This is a genomic window from Nonomuraea insulae (assembly GCF_042656245.1).
Genome location: NZ_JBHSPA010000114.1, coordinates 1 through 13,679, shown reverse-complemented (window position 1 = coordinate 13,679; position 13,679 = coordinate 1). Strand labels below are relative to the sequence as shown.

General features: G+C 64.3%; 18 protein-coding genes. 1 reads left to right on the top strand and 17 read right to left on the bottom strand.

Going from position 1 to position 13,679, the window contains the following annotated elements; all coding sequences use genetic code 11:
* Window positions 1-2: 2 nt before the first annotated feature.
* The 5 genes from ACFPZ3_RS63315 to ACFPZ3_RS63295 all read right to left on the bottom strand — a co-directional run bounded on the left by ACFPZ3_RS63315 (window position 3) and on the right by ACFPZ3_RS63295 (window position 4,134).
* A complete protein-coding gene (locus tag ACFPZ3_RS63315; protein ID WP_379524059.1) occupies window positions 3-1,217 on the bottom strand; it encodes a phage portal protein in 1,215 nt (404 codons plus the stop codon).
* Window positions 1,214-1,390: a hypothetical protein gene (locus tag ACFPZ3_RS63310; RefSeq protein ID WP_379524058.1), complete on the bottom strand. Its 177-nt coding sequence runs from the start codon at window positions 1,388-1,390 to the stop codon at window positions 1,214-1,216. The genes ACFPZ3_RS63315 and ACFPZ3_RS63310 overlap by 4 nt, the downstream gene beginning before the upstream one ends.
* A gap of 11 nt (window positions 1,391-1,401) precedes the next feature.
* Window positions 1,402-2,592, bottom strand: coding sequence for a phage terminase large subunit (locus ACFPZ3_RS63305; RefSeq protein WP_379524057.1), 1,191 nt, complete (start codon window positions 2,590-2,592; stop codon window positions 1,402-1,404).
* A 536-nt stretch (window positions 2,593-3,128) separates the two neighbouring features.
* A complete protein-coding gene (locus ACFPZ3_RS63300; protein WP_379524056.1) occupies window positions 3,129-3,596 on the bottom strand; it encodes a helix-turn-helix domain-containing protein in 468 nt (155 codons plus the stop codon).
* A gap of 31 nt (window positions 3,597-3,627) precedes the next feature.
* Window positions 3,628-4,134: a hypothetical protein gene (locus tag ACFPZ3_RS63295; RefSeq protein WP_379524055.1), complete on the bottom strand. Its 507-nt coding sequence runs from the start codon at window positions 4,132-4,134 to the stop codon at window positions 3,628-3,630.
* 92 nt (window positions 4,135-4,226) lie between these two features.
* Between ACFPZ3_RS63295 and ACFPZ3_RS63290 the strand changes: the two genes are divergently transcribed.
* Complete coding sequence (locus ACFPZ3_RS63290; protein ID WP_379524054.1) at window positions 4,227-4,871, top strand: hypothetical protein; 645 nt, start codon at window positions 4,227-4,229, stop codon at window positions 4,869-4,871.
* Between the two features lie 98 nt (window positions 4,872-4,969).
* Here the strand turns inward: ACFPZ3_RS63290 and ACFPZ3_RS63285 are convergent, their stop codons facing one another.
* The 12 genes from ACFPZ3_RS63285 to ACFPZ3_RS63230 all read right to left on the bottom strand — a co-directional run bounded on the left by ACFPZ3_RS63285 (window position 4,970) and on the right by ACFPZ3_RS63230 (window position 13,218).
* The gene (locus ACFPZ3_RS63285) at window positions 4,970-5,767 is read right to left on the bottom strand and encodes a hypothetical protein (RefSeq protein WP_379524053.1); all 798 of its coding nucleotides are present in this window, start codon (window positions 5,765-5,767) and stop codon (window positions 4,970-4,972) included.
* Entirely contained in the window at window positions 5,764-5,976 is a 213-nt protein-coding gene (locus ACFPZ3_RS63280) for a hypothetical protein (protein WP_379524052.1), read from the bottom strand. Before ACFPZ3_RS63280 ends, ACFPZ3_RS63285 begins: the two co-directional genes overlap by 4 nt.
* Window positions 5,977-6,232: 256 nt before the next feature.
* On the bottom strand, window positions 6,233-6,544 hold the full coding sequence (locus tag ACFPZ3_RS63275; RefSeq protein WP_379524051.1) for a DUF4190 domain-containing protein: 312 nt from the start codon (window positions 6,542-6,544) through the stop codon (window positions 6,233-6,235).
* The gene (locus ACFPZ3_RS63270; protein WP_379524050.1) at window positions 6,541-6,711 is read right to left on the bottom strand and encodes a hypothetical protein; all 171 of its coding nucleotides are present in this window, start codon (window positions 6,709-6,711) and stop codon (window positions 6,541-6,543) included. Before ACFPZ3_RS63270 ends, ACFPZ3_RS63275 begins: the two co-directional genes overlap by 4 nt.
* The gene (locus ACFPZ3_RS63265) at window positions 6,708-6,872 is read right to left on the bottom strand and encodes a hypothetical protein (RefSeq protein ID WP_379524049.1); all 165 of its coding nucleotides are present in this window, start codon (window positions 6,870-6,872) and stop codon (window positions 6,708-6,710) included. Before ACFPZ3_RS63265 ends, ACFPZ3_RS63270 begins: the two co-directional genes overlap by 4 nt.
* Entirely contained in the window at window positions 6,859-7,221 is a 363-nt protein-coding gene (locus ACFPZ3_RS63260) for a hypothetical protein (protein ID WP_379524048.1), read from the bottom strand. The genes ACFPZ3_RS63265 and ACFPZ3_RS63260 overlap by 14 nt, the downstream gene beginning before the upstream one ends.
* A 153-nt stretch (window positions 7,222-7,374) precedes the next feature.
* A complete protein-coding gene (locus ACFPZ3_RS63255) occupies window positions 7,375-8,871 on the bottom strand; it encodes a DNA primase family protein (RefSeq protein ID WP_379524047.1) in 1,497 nt (498 codons plus the stop codon).
* A complete protein-coding gene (locus ACFPZ3_RS63250; RefSeq protein ID WP_379524046.1) occupies window positions 8,868-9,008 on the bottom strand; it encodes a hypothetical protein in 141 nt (46 codons plus the stop codon). The genes ACFPZ3_RS63255 and ACFPZ3_RS63250 overlap by 4 nt, the downstream gene beginning before the upstream one ends.
* The gene (locus tag ACFPZ3_RS63245) at window positions 9,005-9,472 is read right to left on the bottom strand and encodes a helix-turn-helix domain-containing protein (RefSeq protein ID WP_379524045.1); all 468 of its coding nucleotides are present in this window, start codon (window positions 9,470-9,472) and stop codon (window positions 9,005-9,007) included. Before ACFPZ3_RS63245 ends, ACFPZ3_RS63250 begins: the two co-directional genes overlap by 4 nt.
* Before the next feature lie 528 nt (window positions 9,473-10,000).
* Entirely contained in the window at window positions 10,001-11,392 is a 1,392-nt protein-coding gene (locus ACFPZ3_RS63240) for a recombinase family protein (RefSeq protein ID WP_379524044.1), read from the bottom strand.
* A complete protein-coding gene (locus ACFPZ3_RS63235; RefSeq protein WP_379524043.1) occupies window positions 11,389-12,858 on the bottom strand; it encodes a YifB family Mg chelatase-like AAA ATPase in 1,470 nt (489 codons plus the stop codon). The genes ACFPZ3_RS63240 and ACFPZ3_RS63235 overlap by 4 nt, the downstream gene beginning before the upstream one ends.
* Entirely contained in the window at window positions 12,859-13,218 is a 360-nt protein-coding gene (locus ACFPZ3_RS63230) for a YraN family protein (protein WP_379524042.1), read from the bottom strand.
* Between the last annotated feature and the right edge of the window lie 461 nt (window positions 13,219-13,679).

The following is a 13,679-nucleotide window of genomic DNA, read 5'->3' as shown; positions in this document are numbered from 1 at the left end:
GTCTACGCCGTGTCACCCTGCGGCAGAGGGACAGGTCGTCCGACGTACCTCATGGCCGGGAGCCCTACGGCTACAGCCACGTCGTCGGGGTGGTATCCGGCTTCGACCAGTTGCCGTGCGGACTTCGCTCGGGAGTCGCGCTCGGCGTTGACCATGTCGTGGTCCATGGGAATGGGATCGTCGTAGTCGAACTCGACGCCTTGCCCGGTGCTGCCGAACAGGGGGAGGAACTCGGCGTTCAGTGCCGCCTTGATGCGCTCCAGTCGCGGGACGACCATCCAGCGGGTGAACATCACCTCACCGGCTTCCATGTTCGCCCGGTTCACATCATCGACAGTGCCGAGCATCCCCTTGGGGAAGCCGAACGCTTCGCGGATGATCTCGCGGGAGGAGTTACGGAGTTCGGCGAATTGCATGTCGCGCTGAGTGAACTTGCGATCCACCCACTTGCCCTGCTCCAGGATCGCCACCCGGTGAGCATTGGCGACGCCTCGGTGCTGCTCGTTCCAGCGGATCCGCAGCTCGTCGAACTCCTCGTCACCAAGACGTCTGTCCACCTCGATGATTCCGCCCGGCTCGGCAGAGTTGGCGAAGAAGTTCCGGTTCCACTCCGCGCTGTACTTGCTGGAGTCCAGGTCGGTGAGGATCGACTGCACCGGCCCCATACCTCGGTACGGGTCGAGTGGGTTGGGCATGCGGAGCTGGATGACCTCGTCCCGCTTGAGCGGCACCTGCTCGCCGTCTGGGCCGCAGTACACGTATCCGGACAGGAAGTCGGTGGGGTGCGGGACAGGATCCATGCGGTCTGGGCGTACCGGCCACAGCTCCATCGGGAACGTAGCCCGCAGATCTCGGCCAACCACCCACCATCCTTCACCTGTCAGGTCAAGGTGCTGCTGGAACGTCTCGATGAACTCCTGCCGGGTCATGAACGGGTTCGGCCTGTTCAGGACATCCAGAGCCAGATGCCGCGTGACCTCCGTACGATCCTCAGCCTTGCCGCTCGCAGCCTGACGCCACAGCCGCCAATTCACTTGAGAGGTGGCGTTGCTGGTGCGGTGCACGATCGCGAAGAGGGTGCCGACCGAACCCATGGCTTGGAGCTGCGCCTCGGAGTCGTTGAACTGCATGAATGGCAGTCCCGGTCGATGGCGACCCGCGTAGGGGATGGGGGCCCGGTTGAGCAGGCTGGCGACACCGCCGATCAGGGACCTCAAGGCTTACTCCCCCCGGTGATGCGCCACTCCAGGACGAACGCCGACAGCCCGGCTACGGCGAGCCCGGCCGGGACGGCGATGGTCCACGCGGCGGCCGACAGTAGGACGAGCCCTGCGATCACCAGCAAGACCGGCATGGCCGGAGCAAGGCGTGCGAGCACGCTCTTGGGCATGGCGGACTCCTTCACATCCAGCGGACTCGTGGTCGTGCGCCAAGGTCGCGTTCGGCGACCAGGTAGCGGAGCGCATCCATGCCGTGGTCGTTCTCCTTGACCGGCGTCTCCTTGGGAGGCTTGCCGGGGGCCTGGTCCCAGACGTAGCCGACCGCCTCCTCGGAGGTGCACGTCGGCTTCTTCGCCTTCACCAGCTCGGCGTCGCGCCGCACCAGGGAGTCCCGAAGGATGAACAAGCGAGGCTTGCCGTCACCGGCCTGGCGTAGGCGAGCTTGAACCGCCTGGATGCCCTCGGTGACCTTCTTGTTGGCCGCGACGGTGGACATGCCGAGTTCCCGCTCCAGGACGGCACGGCCCTCGGCGTCGTGGTCGCAGATGATGGCCCGTGGCCTCGGCTCGGACCACTGTCCGTCCCGCCTGGTAACCCGTTTGAGGATGTCCGCTGCGTGCTGATCGACGGTTCGCCGGCTCGCGTACAGCTCCCGGTACAGGTACAACCTGCCGTCGGGATCCTCGGCCCAGCACTGCATGACGAAAGGGTTCGTGTAGCCGAAGTCCACGGCCCACCAGCGAGTCCACTCGTCAGGGATGGAGAAGCGGTCCACTAGGTGGATGGCCGGGTCGTAGTCCTCGTAGATCAGTCCTTCAGCGGCGACCCACAGGCCCTTGCGTAGGCGGGCGTGCCGTACCCCGGTGAGCTTGTCGAGCTTGCCGATGTAGTCCGTACCGATCGGCGTGAGCTGACCGCCGTCGTCGAACAGGACGGGGTTATCCTCATGGCGGCAGTCGAGCATCACCGTGTCACCACGGTCGCACCGGGCCTTGAGCCAGTGGGTCGGCATCGACGGGTTCGTATCGCCCATCAACTGCTGGAAGCTGACCTTGCCGTTGCGGAGCCGGGTCGTGATCGCTTCCCAGTCGTCTTCGGTCAGCTCGATGGCTTCCTGGACATACACGATGTCGTACTCCGACGACATGATCTTCGTGGCCTTGTCCATGCCGCCGACCACGAGCGTCGAGCCGTTCGTATAGCGGTAGGCGGCGGCCTCCTGGGGCGATCCGCCGTACCAGACGACGTCTCCGGCGACCAGCGACTCCTTGGCGACGTGCTCGCGATAGGTGACCAGGCCGGTCGAGCCGAGCGACACCGCCGTCTTGCGGACGATCAGGCCGCGCATCCCGGGGTTGAGCAGCGCCATCATGTGCAGCTTCTCTAGGCAGGCCCGGGACTTCCCGGTGCCCGCGGGTCCGCTCAGGAGGACCTCAGGCGCGCGGCAGTCGAAGAGGGCAGCTGCCACACCGCGTGGCCGGTAGTGGTGTCGAAGCGCAACGCCCACGATCGCCACCCTTTCGGCATGACTCGTATGCGGCTTTCGGCCCTGGGCTATCCCTTTTGAGCAGCAATGTGTGAAGGAAGTGGCTACGGTTTCTTCTGATCCAACTCGTGGCCGTACCCAAGACCATCGACAGCGGCGAAGTGGCATCCACCAGACGATGCGCCGTCGGTGGCCACCGCAGGCATCTCCGTGCCTGCGGTACGACCAAGAGAAAGAAATCCCCGATGACTTCAGATTCCAAGCACGACCAGCCCAGCCGCTGGTGGTGGGTGCCGGGGACGGTCTCAGCGATCGTCTCGTCAGTGAGGCTCACCTACGAGTTCATCCGCGATCACTACCACCTACACGGGAAGTAGCACGAGAAGCCCGGCCGGGAATGAGCCCGGCCGGGCTTCGCCCTGTCAGCGCAGGCTGTCCAGGTTCACGCCCTCGAACGCGTACGTGATCGTCTGGTCCGTCTGCAGCTGCTGCTTCACCGGGGTGTCCAGGCCCAGCAGCTTCGCCCGCCTGGTCTCGATGTCCAAGACCGTCTTGATGGCGTCCAGCAATGGGCCGGCGTCCTGCAGAGGCTCACCGTCCAGCGTCACCACCCGGCCGTTCGAGACGGTGATGTGGTGGCGCTCCAGAACCTCGTTGGCCTTCACGAGCAGGGCGTCTAGGCGCTCAACCTGCTCGGTTCGGTACGTCTCCACTGCCTCGACGGGGATCTCGGCGAGCGTCGTCTTGTACAGCCTGTGGACGGCCTGCTTGGTGACGCCCAGCTGCTTGCCGATGGCCTCGTAGGTCATGCCGGTACGGCGCAGCCGCATTACCTCGGCACGGCGGTTACGGGAGTCTTCAACCTGGTCCGGGGGGCGTCGATCAGCCATGGTCAAACCCCCCTACGTCAACATCGGGTGCCTATGAAGCGAGCATGTCGAAGTGGAATCCTGCGAAAAGCAGCATCACCGCTCCCCAACGGATGACGGGTTCCCACCGCTTGCTGCTCAAACCTCTGGCGACGCCTCGAATAGCCCGGCGAGGAAAACTGTCACTCATTAGTATATTGCTTATTGGGAACATGATTAAAACAGGGAAAAAGCCCCAGATCCCCACCATCCCCAGAGCTGCGAACCAGAACATCACGAGAGTGAATAATGCGAGTGGGAGCACCCCTACGACGATGACATTAAGAAAAATCGTATAAGCCTTCGAACGGTCAGGGTCAAAGCGCTTATGCCGCTCCCCGAACTTGTTTAGGCGCTCAGGCCCTACAAGGTCCAGCACCACCGTCATGCCACCGAAGAAGGCCATGACCTTCCCCGTGCGCCCAAGGGCCAAGATCGACCAGCCGTACAGCGTGTGCTCGTTCACCTGGACGTTGTCGAACCACATGGCCCACGCCTGCAGTAAGTCTAGGTCTGCCATGACCCGGGAGCGTAGCGGTGAGATGGTGATCAATTCTGCCGATTCGCCCGGCTACTCTGGCAACACCTGCTCATGCGGGCGATAGTCAGAGGGTGAACTGGATCCAAGGCGTCCTCACCCTGGTGGGCGTGCTCATCGGTGGCGGGATCTCGCTCCTCACGACCCGGTGGTCGCATACGCAGCAGTCGAAGGATGAGCGAGAGCGTGCCGCCTCGCTCATCGCACGTGAGGCTGTGGTCAAGTTGCGTCAGCTTGATCCCAAACCAAGCGAGGAGTTCGAGCATCGAAGTCATTGGGCCATGCGACGCAACCAACCGCGCCCTCCGGAGGAGGATCGACCCGCTCAGGAACTGGATGACGCGTGGATCAAGGAGCGGAACAATTGGCTCCTGCAGCTACAGGTAGTTATTGGTGATTTCTCCGACGACGATTTCCGGCAGCGGCTCGACGACATGCACACTGCCTTCATCGGCGCAGATACCTGGTGGGACTACATCGGAACTGTCGAATCGGTGACTCGGCACAGGATCTGTCACCACCTGCTCGACCTCTTAGGCCGCCATGGACGCGGCGCTTCATTGGCACCGATGCCTAAGGACGTTCAAAACGCCCTGCATACCGTGCAGGATCAAATTGAGATTTGGGAACGCCATGAAGAGTGGCAGAAGCAAGAAGTTGAGAGGATGAGGCAAGCGAAACTAGAAGCTCGCGCGGAGGAAGACGACGGTTCATCCTGACAGCAGGAAGGGGCTCGATTGAAGTCGAGCCCCTCAGCTATGTATCCCAGGCTATCCGTATGATCCGTTACAGGTATTGCTTTGTCAACCGGCACGTGCTAGGCGGCCTTCTTCGACTTCCGGGCTGCGGCTTCGACAACATCGCCAACCCGATACAGAGGAAGTGGATCACCGCCAGGCTTCGACGGTTTATCGTACGAGCAGGGAGCCAGCTTTCCTCGCTTCGCCCACACTCGAATAGTTGAGGCCGCAACCTTGACGCCCAATCCGATGAGGACGGACGACACCCGGGCGGAGTTCCCTACGTAGTGTTCAACCTCCCCGAGCATCCACGTCCGGCGTGCCGAGATGTCGTAGACGAGCCGCTCCTCGTCATCGGCAGGGCAGTGGCGACAGGCCACTTCCACGTCCCCGGGGCGTGCGTACAGCGGCATCCCACAGGCATCGCACGGACCTGCGTACAGCCTGTCCGGGGGCCGGTCGATCACCATCCTCACGGCACGGACGGCGTCGCCTACCTCCGTCACCGCCTCCCCGCCAGCGGGGTGATGGCGGAGCCATTCGACGTGCGCCAGGAGCCAGCGGGAGATGGAGATGAGGTCGTCCGCGGGGAGCCCTACACCTCGTTCATCAGCCACCAGACGCACCCATCCGACGAGCACCTGCCGCAGGTTGTGACCCTTCTCTGAGGCCGCGATGTGGAACGGCAAGCGCCTCTCGCTGGACCGTCGCAGCGCACCAGCCGACATCCGTGCCCGACCGGTGAGCGTCACCTCAAGTTCTTCGGCGAGGTTGGCCACGTCCTCCAGGCCCCGGCGCAGCCGCTCTCCGCACCGGGCGCACACGTGGGCAAGGTCGGCAACCTCGGAGCCGCACAGATCGCACAGGACGTTCACCGCACCTCCCGAGGGTCCCTGTTGTTGATGCTCTTGAACGTGATGCCGGTGCGAGACTCCGCCTGCCGGACCGCTGGATGCCGCTGAACAGCGGCCTCATGTCTGGCCAGCACCTGGTTGGCCTTGGCGATGGCTCGCCGGCTCATCACATGGAGAACCATCAACTCGATGAGGACGGCGATGTTCAGGGCGACGATCAGGGTCACCATGTCCAACTCCAAACGGTCTTAGTGCACGAATCTGAGGCCCTTTGAGGGGAGGGGGTAGGCCAAGGGACCACCCCCGACTCTTCGGCCGCCTGTGGCTCGACCGTGAGGCCGGAATGGGCAAGCTTGGTCACGTGCCGCTTCTCCAGCCCATAGGTCCGCCGTTCAGCGAACTCGGCTTGTGCTCGCCTACGTACCTCTCGCCGCCGCGTGGCGTCCGCGATGAACTCCTGGACCCGCTCGTCGGCCCGATCCTGGCTCATGGCTGGTAGCTCCCAACCTGGATCATCGAGGTGCCGAAGCCGAGCATGCTGCTGACGATGAGCACGGTGGCCAGGGCGGCGGGGACCACGATCACGTACCCGAGGATCAGTCCCGTGACGGCCTGGCCGTGCCCGGCCTTGGAGCCGTTCTTGGTCTCCTTCCAGGCGAAGTGACCGCAGACGATGGCGATCAGGCACGGCAGGCCGAAAGCGCACCAGCCCCCGAAGAACCCGACCAGCCCGAAGACCAGGGACGCGGTGGCCATGCCGGAGGTCGGAACCACCGATCGCATGGGCTGGATGGTCATGACGGCCCTCCGTCGATGACATAGGCGTTCCGAACAGGGTCGTAGTACGCCTTGCCGTCGTAGAGCAGCTCGTCAAGGTGCTCGTCGATCACTCGTTGCAGCTCGTCAGCCGAGACGCCGTAGTGCTTGGCCACCTCGGCGATGGTGACCGGCTTCTCCTTGGTCATGCGGTCCTCCGGTAGATCGGGTCGTCGGAGAGGGTGGTGGAGTTCGCCAGGATGTCCACGATGTGGCTGGCGGTCACCGGGTTCCGGTGACGCTGGTAGTGCGTCAGGAGGTGCTGGAACTCCCGCTCCAGCAGCTCGTTGAGGAACTCAACTGTGATCACAGCTCCCCTCCTCGCCCGGGGTTTGTCCCTTCAGCAATGCATCGAGGTCTTCATCCGGGCCGATGGTGCCGATGTAGTTGTCGGTGTCGGTGGCCGGGTCCAAGGTCCCGCGATCGTTCTCGGCGAAGACCGCACGGGTCTCGTAAGGCGGGTCGAGGGTGCTGTCATTCCAGACCTCTCGGCCGCTCTCAGTGACACGGAAGCGAGAGGTTTCCCTTTTCTCCTGAAGGAGGACGGCCGGGCAGGGGTAGATGAAGATCTCACCTCCCAGCCGATAGCCATTGCGCCAACCTGACGGCAGCGGGGTGACGGCGACGGTGGTCCAGATTTCGATGGGCGATGTATCCATGTGTCTCTCCGTAAAAGGTCGGTCGCCAACTGCTATCGGTAAAAACGCAGGTCAGAGGGGGCGTGTAGGGTTGTGCAGGGTTTTCCGAAACTCTCCACGTGCGCACGGATAGAAGGTTTTGGAAAACCCTGCACAACCCTGCACTCCCGCAGGTCAGGGGCTTTCGTCCATCTCGACGGTGAGCACCAGGCCCCGGTAGACGTTCCCGGCACTGGTGCGCGCCTTCTCGAACCCTCGATTAGCCATGGAGTCGGCGAAGGCCACCTCCGTCCCCGGTTCTTCGCCGCTGGCCAGACACCATGCCGACCAGGCAGTGAAGAGGTCACGAGCCTTTTCCCGACCGGCTGGGATGGCGTGGGTCCGATCGGAGAGGAACCGGGCGAGCGTGTCGCTGCTCTCCTGGTACGCCCGCGTGCGTGCCATCACTGCGTCAGGAGGGTTGAGACCCCCCGCCTGGTAGTCGAGCCAGCCCCGATACGTCCAGGCGAGGACGGCAGAGGCAGCCGCCTTCAACCGTCCGGGCAGCTCGCCGTCACGCTCTTCCTCGGGGATGACCACGTCGAACGGGACGACCAGGATGCGACGCCACACGGCTGGGTCATCACCGGAGACCTTAGGCAGGAAGTTGGTCAGCATGATCAGCGTGTGTGAAGGATCGAACGTGATCGGGTTCTTGTGCATGTAGTTCGCTTCGATCTGATCGCCGCCAACCAGTCGCTTCATGGTCGCCTCAGCGAAGCGCCTGCCCTTCTCCGTCTCGGAACAGAAGGCCAGCCGGGCACCCCGCAAGCGCATCTTGAAGGCCCCATGGCGCTCATGCCTCGACTCCATGAGCATCGCGGGGTCAATCTCGATGGCGTAGTCCCCGAATGCCGCCAGGACCGCGTCACGCAACGTGCCCTTGCCGTTCGCTCCCGCCCCCGTGAAGATCGGCATGCGATGCTCGGTGACCTTGCCGAGCATCGCGTACCCGAAGAGGCGCTGGACGAAGGAGCAGACCTCCTCGTCGGGCAGGATGCGCTTGAGGAACACCTCCCACTCCTCGCTGGAGACGCCCTCCACGGAGCCGCCCGCAACCTTTGTAATCAGGTCATCCCGCCTGTTGGGGCGGACCTCTGCCGTACGCAGGTCCAAGGTCCCGGAAGGCATGTTGAACTGGTACGGATCTGCATCGAGGGACTTCGACGCGGTGGTGATCGGACGCAGGGCGGCGGCGAACTTGAGCATGCCCTCGGCCCCGGACGCGGACTCCACTCGGTGAACGTCGGCTCGAAGGTCATTGGCCGCTTGACCTGTGAGGCCGTCAGCTTCTCGAACTGCCTGGTTGATCGTGGCGACACACGCCTCGATGTCGGCCCGCTGATCATCAAGGAGCCATCGGGCTCCGTCCCACTTATGCCAGCCGATACCGTGGACGTGCCGGAGCCCACGAGCATGCTCCCGAATGAAGCGATGCGCCATGCGGAGCTGACCCCGATGCTGCTCGACACCAAGGATCACCGACTCGGTGGCAGCAGGCGATGAGGGGGATATCGGAATGACCTCCGCGACGGGCCGGTCCTCAGCCTCGCACTGGCAGAGGTCGGTGACCTCCTGGCATCTGTCGCAGAATTCTTGCTCACCGAACAGGGCATCCAGTGGGTTGCTCACGCCGCCTCCCGGAAGAGGACAGCGAGCCGGTCACGCTGCCAGAGCTTCAGGGGCGGAGCGGCGTCCACCAGGATCCGGACATACTCCTCAACCCCAAGAGACTCGAAGACGGAGCGCAGCTCCATGGCCGTGTTCATGCCGCGCCCTTGGGCAGGCCCAGCTTCGACTGTGCCCACTCGCTCAGGTCGGGAACGATCGCACTCAGACGCTCGATGGCCTCCAGCACGACCTTGCCCTCGCTCCTGTGCGGAGCGCCCTGAACACGGTTAAGAAGGAGCCCTGCTGGGGTCATGCCCTCATCGAGGAGGGCACCTTCTTCACGACCGCCCGGCGTCGCCAGGCTGTCGAGACCTGCGCGGATGATGTCGCGGCAGAACTCGGCAACCGCGTTTTCCAGGTCCGTGTCGGTGAAGAGGTCGCCCACGTTGACACCGAGACGGTCTGCCATGATCGTGACGATCTCAAGAGAAGGATTCCGATGGCCTTCCATGTACCCGTAAACCGCTCCGGGGTGACGGGCAATGGCTTCGGCGAACTCGCTTACCGAGAAACCGCGCGACTTGATGTAGTGGCGGAGCTTATCTCCGGAGAATTCCTGCACTGTGACTCCCTCGAACAGGGCACGCGCCGCCACAGATAGTTCTCAGCTCTTGCTGAGGATTCCCTGTGGCGGCGTACCCTGGAGGAAGGTCCCGACCGTGCCCGTTTCTTAGAACGGACCCTGCCTCGGCGACCGCATCAGCGTCAGTGCACGCCACGTATAGCCTGACACGGCTATCCGGCAATCATTCCGCGTGCCGCACTTTTTGTTTGCGACATGTTTGAGACTAAAGCAATGGACGCGCAAGTGCAACCACGATCAAGGCTGTGACCTGCTGAAACCCTTGACGAGACAGGCTCTCAACTTGAATTGTCGCTGCTCAACAGTAGACTCTCCATGAGGAAATCTTCTGAGATTTCTTCGCAGCACTCCGTGTCCCGGAGACGGTTCGCGGGGTGCTGCACATAAGAGAAGGATTCGCGGGCTACAGTGGGAGTGCGGAGAACTCCTACGCCAAGCCGGTCTCGTTCTCTCGCTCCCATAAAGAAACCCCATCCACCTGCACGGATGGGGCTTCTTTTGTGTTGACTACTTCCATTCGTGGTGGACAGTCTCCGGGCGGAACGTACGCGTACCACGTCCGGGAGCATCAAGACGAATCTCCAGCAGAGTGTCGATAACCAGGCGCTGGCGGCCCATGGTCAGCGCCTCCCACATGGCCCACTTGTCGTCCGCCGAGATAAGCGGAGCCAGGATGTCCACACGACCGGCGTCCGCCATGTCGGCTTCCACCTCGGCAAGACGTGTGTTGATCCTCTCGGAGGCGATACGCACCTGCGCCTTGGTTAGGGTGCCGTCCGCGTAGTCCACCGCCAGCCCGTCCAGCCGGGTTCTCAGGGCGTTGGCCTCACGGCGTAGCACCTCGGCGTCGGGCCGGGTTCGATCCACGAGGAGGTCTACAGCGTCCGGGCGGGACAGCCGTTCCAGCGCCAGGCCGATGACGTACGCCTCCACCGGCAGAGCCTTACGGCTGACGTGAGGCTTTCCGGTTGATGTGGCCTTCCCTCCCGGCTGTGCCAGGTACCCGCTGCACCGATACATCGGGTAGCCCCCGAACGCTCCACCGGCGTGAACCGTCGCGTCACAGGCGGCATCGAGCGCCAGGCCAGTTAGCAGGCGCTTGGCTCCCCGAGGCGCGGTGATGGCTGCCCGCTTGTCGAAGATGTCCTGCGCGGCCCGCCAGGTCATCTCCGACACCAGCGGCGTCCACTCGGCAGGCCCCATGATCTCCTTGTTGAGGGCACGCAACCCGGCGTAGCGGGGGTTCTTCAAGGTGTTGCGGACGCTGTCCCACTTCCAGTCCCGCAGCTGCCCCTTGAAGCCTCGGCCGTTCCACTCTCGGGCGATCTCCCCAAGCGTCGCTCCAGCCAGCAACAGGTCATAGCCATCCTGGATGGCTTTTGCCTCTTCCGGCAGGACGGTGACGCCGTCAGTGGCATAGCCGAACGGCTTGCGACCGGATACCCAGCGACCCTCTTGCGCTGCCTGGAGGACGGCACGCTTCTGCCGGTCGCTCTTCTGGGCGATCTCATGCCGGGCGACGCTGGACATCATGTCGGCGACCAGTCGCCCGGCCGGAGTAGACAGGTCGATGTCGGAGCCTCGGACGAACGCCAAGGTGACGCTCATCTTCTCGCCGATCTCCATCAGCCTCAGACCATCACGCCGGTTGCGTTCGAGGCGTGACCAGTCCCAGGCGATGGCGGCCTCTGCCTCGCCGTCCTGTAGAGCGCTGAGAAGCTCTTCAAAGCCTTTCCGGGGCTTCCTGCCCGAGGCGGACATGTCGTTGTCCACAATCACTCTCACGACCGTCCAGCCGCGAAGGCGGGCAAGGGTCTCGGCGTCCTCACGTTGCCGGGTCACACCCAGCTCTTCACCCAAGCGGTCTTGAGACTGTCTTGTGTAGATAATGACTCTCACGTCTGCCAAGCTACTGCGCAGGCGACCCGGACGACGCGGTCGAGGCCGCGCGCGGTCAAAGAGCCCGAGTCCAGGCAGGACGTCAAGGGACGCATGGCCTCGGCGGGCGGGCGGTAGTCGGCGTGGAGGACGGAGGACGGGATTTCGGCGTTCGAGCGCCACTGCGTACCGGCCAGGCGTTTGGCGGCTCGTTCCCGAGCCACCAGGACGCGTTCGGCCACCGTCTTGCTGGTCTCCACGAACTGACGGTCGGCCAGGAGTTCGCGTCTGGACGAGCGAGCGACTGGGACCTTCATGTCTATGCGGTCGAGGAGCGGGCCCGAGAGCCTGCCGAGGTAACGGCGTCGGACTGTGGGGGTGCATCTGCACATCTCCCCCTGGTCTTCCGTCTGGGCGCAGGGGCAGGGGTTGGCGGCGAGGACGAGCATGAATCTGGCCGGGAACGTGACCGAGCCCGCCGATCTGGACACGGTCACACGGCCGGCCTCCAGCGGCTGTCTCAGCGCGTCCAGGACATGACGGGGGAACTCCGGGGCCTCGTCCATGAACAGGACCCCTCTGTGGGCCAGGGAGACGGCTCCGGGGCGGACGATCGTACTTCCGCCGCCGATGATCGCAGCGGAGGTCGCCGTGTGGTGTGGGTTGATGAACGGTGGCCGGCTCATCATGGGGGCGTTGGGCGGCAGGACGCCGGCGACCGAGTGGATGGCCGTGACCTCCAGAGCGTGGTCGAGCTCCAGATCGGGCAGGAGGGTCGGGAGGCGCTCGGCCAGCATGGTCTTGCCGGTGCCCGGTGGGCCGAGCATCCAGAGATTGTGGCCGCCGGCCGCGCACACTTCGAGGGCTCTGCGGGCGACCGGCTGGCCTACGACGTCGGCCAGGTCGACGTCAGGGGCCGTGCTGGACTTGGGCGGCTCCGCGCACTCCTCGATCTCAGGCTCTGGCGGGTCGTCTCCCTTGCGCAGCCACTCCACGAGCTGGCGCAGGTGCGCGACAGGGACCACCTTCACGTCAGGTACGAGGACGGCCTCCGCCGAGTTCGCGGACGGTACGACGACCGTGACGTCACCGTGCTTCGCCGCGCCCAGGACCGAGGGGAGCACTCCGCGTACGGGTCTTATGCGGCCGTCCAGGCCGAGCTCCCCGAGGAAGAACGGCTCCACGACACGTTCGGCGGGAACCACTCCGGCGGCGCCCAAAATCGCGACGGCTATGGCGAGGTCGAACTGGGATCCGCGCTTGGGGAGACTGGCCGGGAAGAGGCTGACGATGATGCGGGCGTCGGGCCAGGGGTAGTTGCTGTTGACCATCGCCGATCTGACCCGATCTCGGGCCTCGCTGAGCGCGGTGTCGGGGAGTCCGATGAGGTGGATGCCGGCCAGGCCGTTGCCCACGTCGGCCTCGACCTCGACCGTGCGGCCCGTAACCCCCATCAGGGCCACGCTGCGTGTGCGGGCCACAGCCATCTAGATCGCCCCCCGTACGTGGCGCAGGGCGAAGTCGCCGGCGAAACGTTCGAGGGCTATCACGTCTACTCTTATCGCCTCGAACGTACGGGGTTGCGTGGACAGCCATTTGGCCGCGAGCATGCGCAGCCTCGCCAGCTTGGCTTGGCTGACTGATTCCAGGGCCGTGCCGTGTGATCTGCTCGATCTGGTCTTGACCTCGACCACGATCAGGTTGGGGCCCTCTTCGGCGATGATGTCGATCTCGCCGTGACGGCAGCGCCAGTTGCGCTCGATCACCTTCATGCCCTCGGCCTCCAGGTAGGTCGCGGCTATCTGTTCGCCGCGTTTGCCGAGTTCGAGCTTGCTTTCCTTGGCCATGTGCCGTCTCCGGTCGGTCAGTCGGTGGTGCGGGGCTGGGCGTTGACCTTCGCGGATGCGGGGTGGTGGAGGAGGGGCCGAACGGGATTCTGGGGATAGTGGGGTGGGGCTGGCGTGTGGTTGTGGATAACGGGCGGCTCTGCTTGGTCTTCGGCGTTGCGTGAGTCCCATTAGTCGGTCGAGCGATCACTCAGCGGCGACTCTCCACTGGACGGTGGGCCCGGACGGTGGGCCCGGTACGTGGTGGCCGATGCTCGGAATTGGTGCTGTTGGCCTGCAGGGGGCTGAGAGCGTGGACTGGGCCCGGCCTGGGCTGAGTCCAGCGAAGGTGAGGCCGGAACCTGGGCTGGGGACCAGGGCAGGCACGAAGCGGAGCCAGGACAGGCACCTAGGCTGGCCGAGGGCATGGCCGGGGCGAGGGCATGGCCGGGGCGAGGGCATGGCCGGGGCGAGGGCATGGC

Coding starts and splice junctions, on each gene's coding strand:
- ACFPZ3_RS63295 (WP_379524055.1), bottom strand. CDS start 4,134: ATGGCAGACCTAGACTTACTGCAGGCGTGGGCCATGTGGTTCGACAAC.
- ACFPZ3_RS63270 (WP_379524050.1), bottom strand. CDS start 6,711: ATGACCAAGGAGAAGCCGGTCACCATCGCCGAGGTGGCCAAGCACTAC.
- ACFPZ3_RS63275 (WP_379524051.1), bottom strand. CDS start 6,544: ATGACCATCCAGCCCATGCGATCGGTGGTTCCGACCTCCGGCATGGCC.
- ACFPZ3_RS63230 (WP_379524042.1), bottom strand. CDS start 13,218: ATGGCCAAGGAAAGCAAGCTCGAACTCGGCAAACGCGGCGAACAGATA.
- ACFPZ3_RS63250 (WP_379524046.1), bottom strand. CDS start 9,008: ATGAACACGGCCATGGAGCTGCGCTCCGTCTTCGAGTCTCTTGGGGTT.
- ACFPZ3_RS63300 (WP_379524056.1), bottom strand. CDS start 3,596: ATGGCTGATCGACGCCCCCCGGACCAGGTTGAAGACTCCCGTAACCGC.
- ACFPZ3_RS63310 (WP_379524058.1), bottom strand. CDS start 1,390: ATGCCCAAGAGCGTGCTCGCACGCCTTGCTCCGGCCATGCCGGTCTTG.
- ACFPZ3_RS63305 (WP_379524057.1), bottom strand. CDS start 2,592: ATGATGGCGCTGCTCAACCCCGGGATGCGCGGCCTGATCGTCCGCAAG.
- ACFPZ3_RS63260 (WP_379524048.1), bottom strand. CDS start 7,221: ATGGATACATCGCCCATCGAAATCTGGACCACCGTCGCCGTCACCCCG.
- ACFPZ3_RS63235 (WP_379524043.1), bottom strand. CDS start 12,858: ATGGCTGTGGCCCGCACACGCAGCGTGGCCCTGATGGGGGTTACGGGC.
- ACFPZ3_RS63280 (WP_379524052.1), bottom strand. CDS start 5,976: ATGGTGACCCTGATCGTCGCCCTGAACATCGCCGTCCTCATCGAGTTG.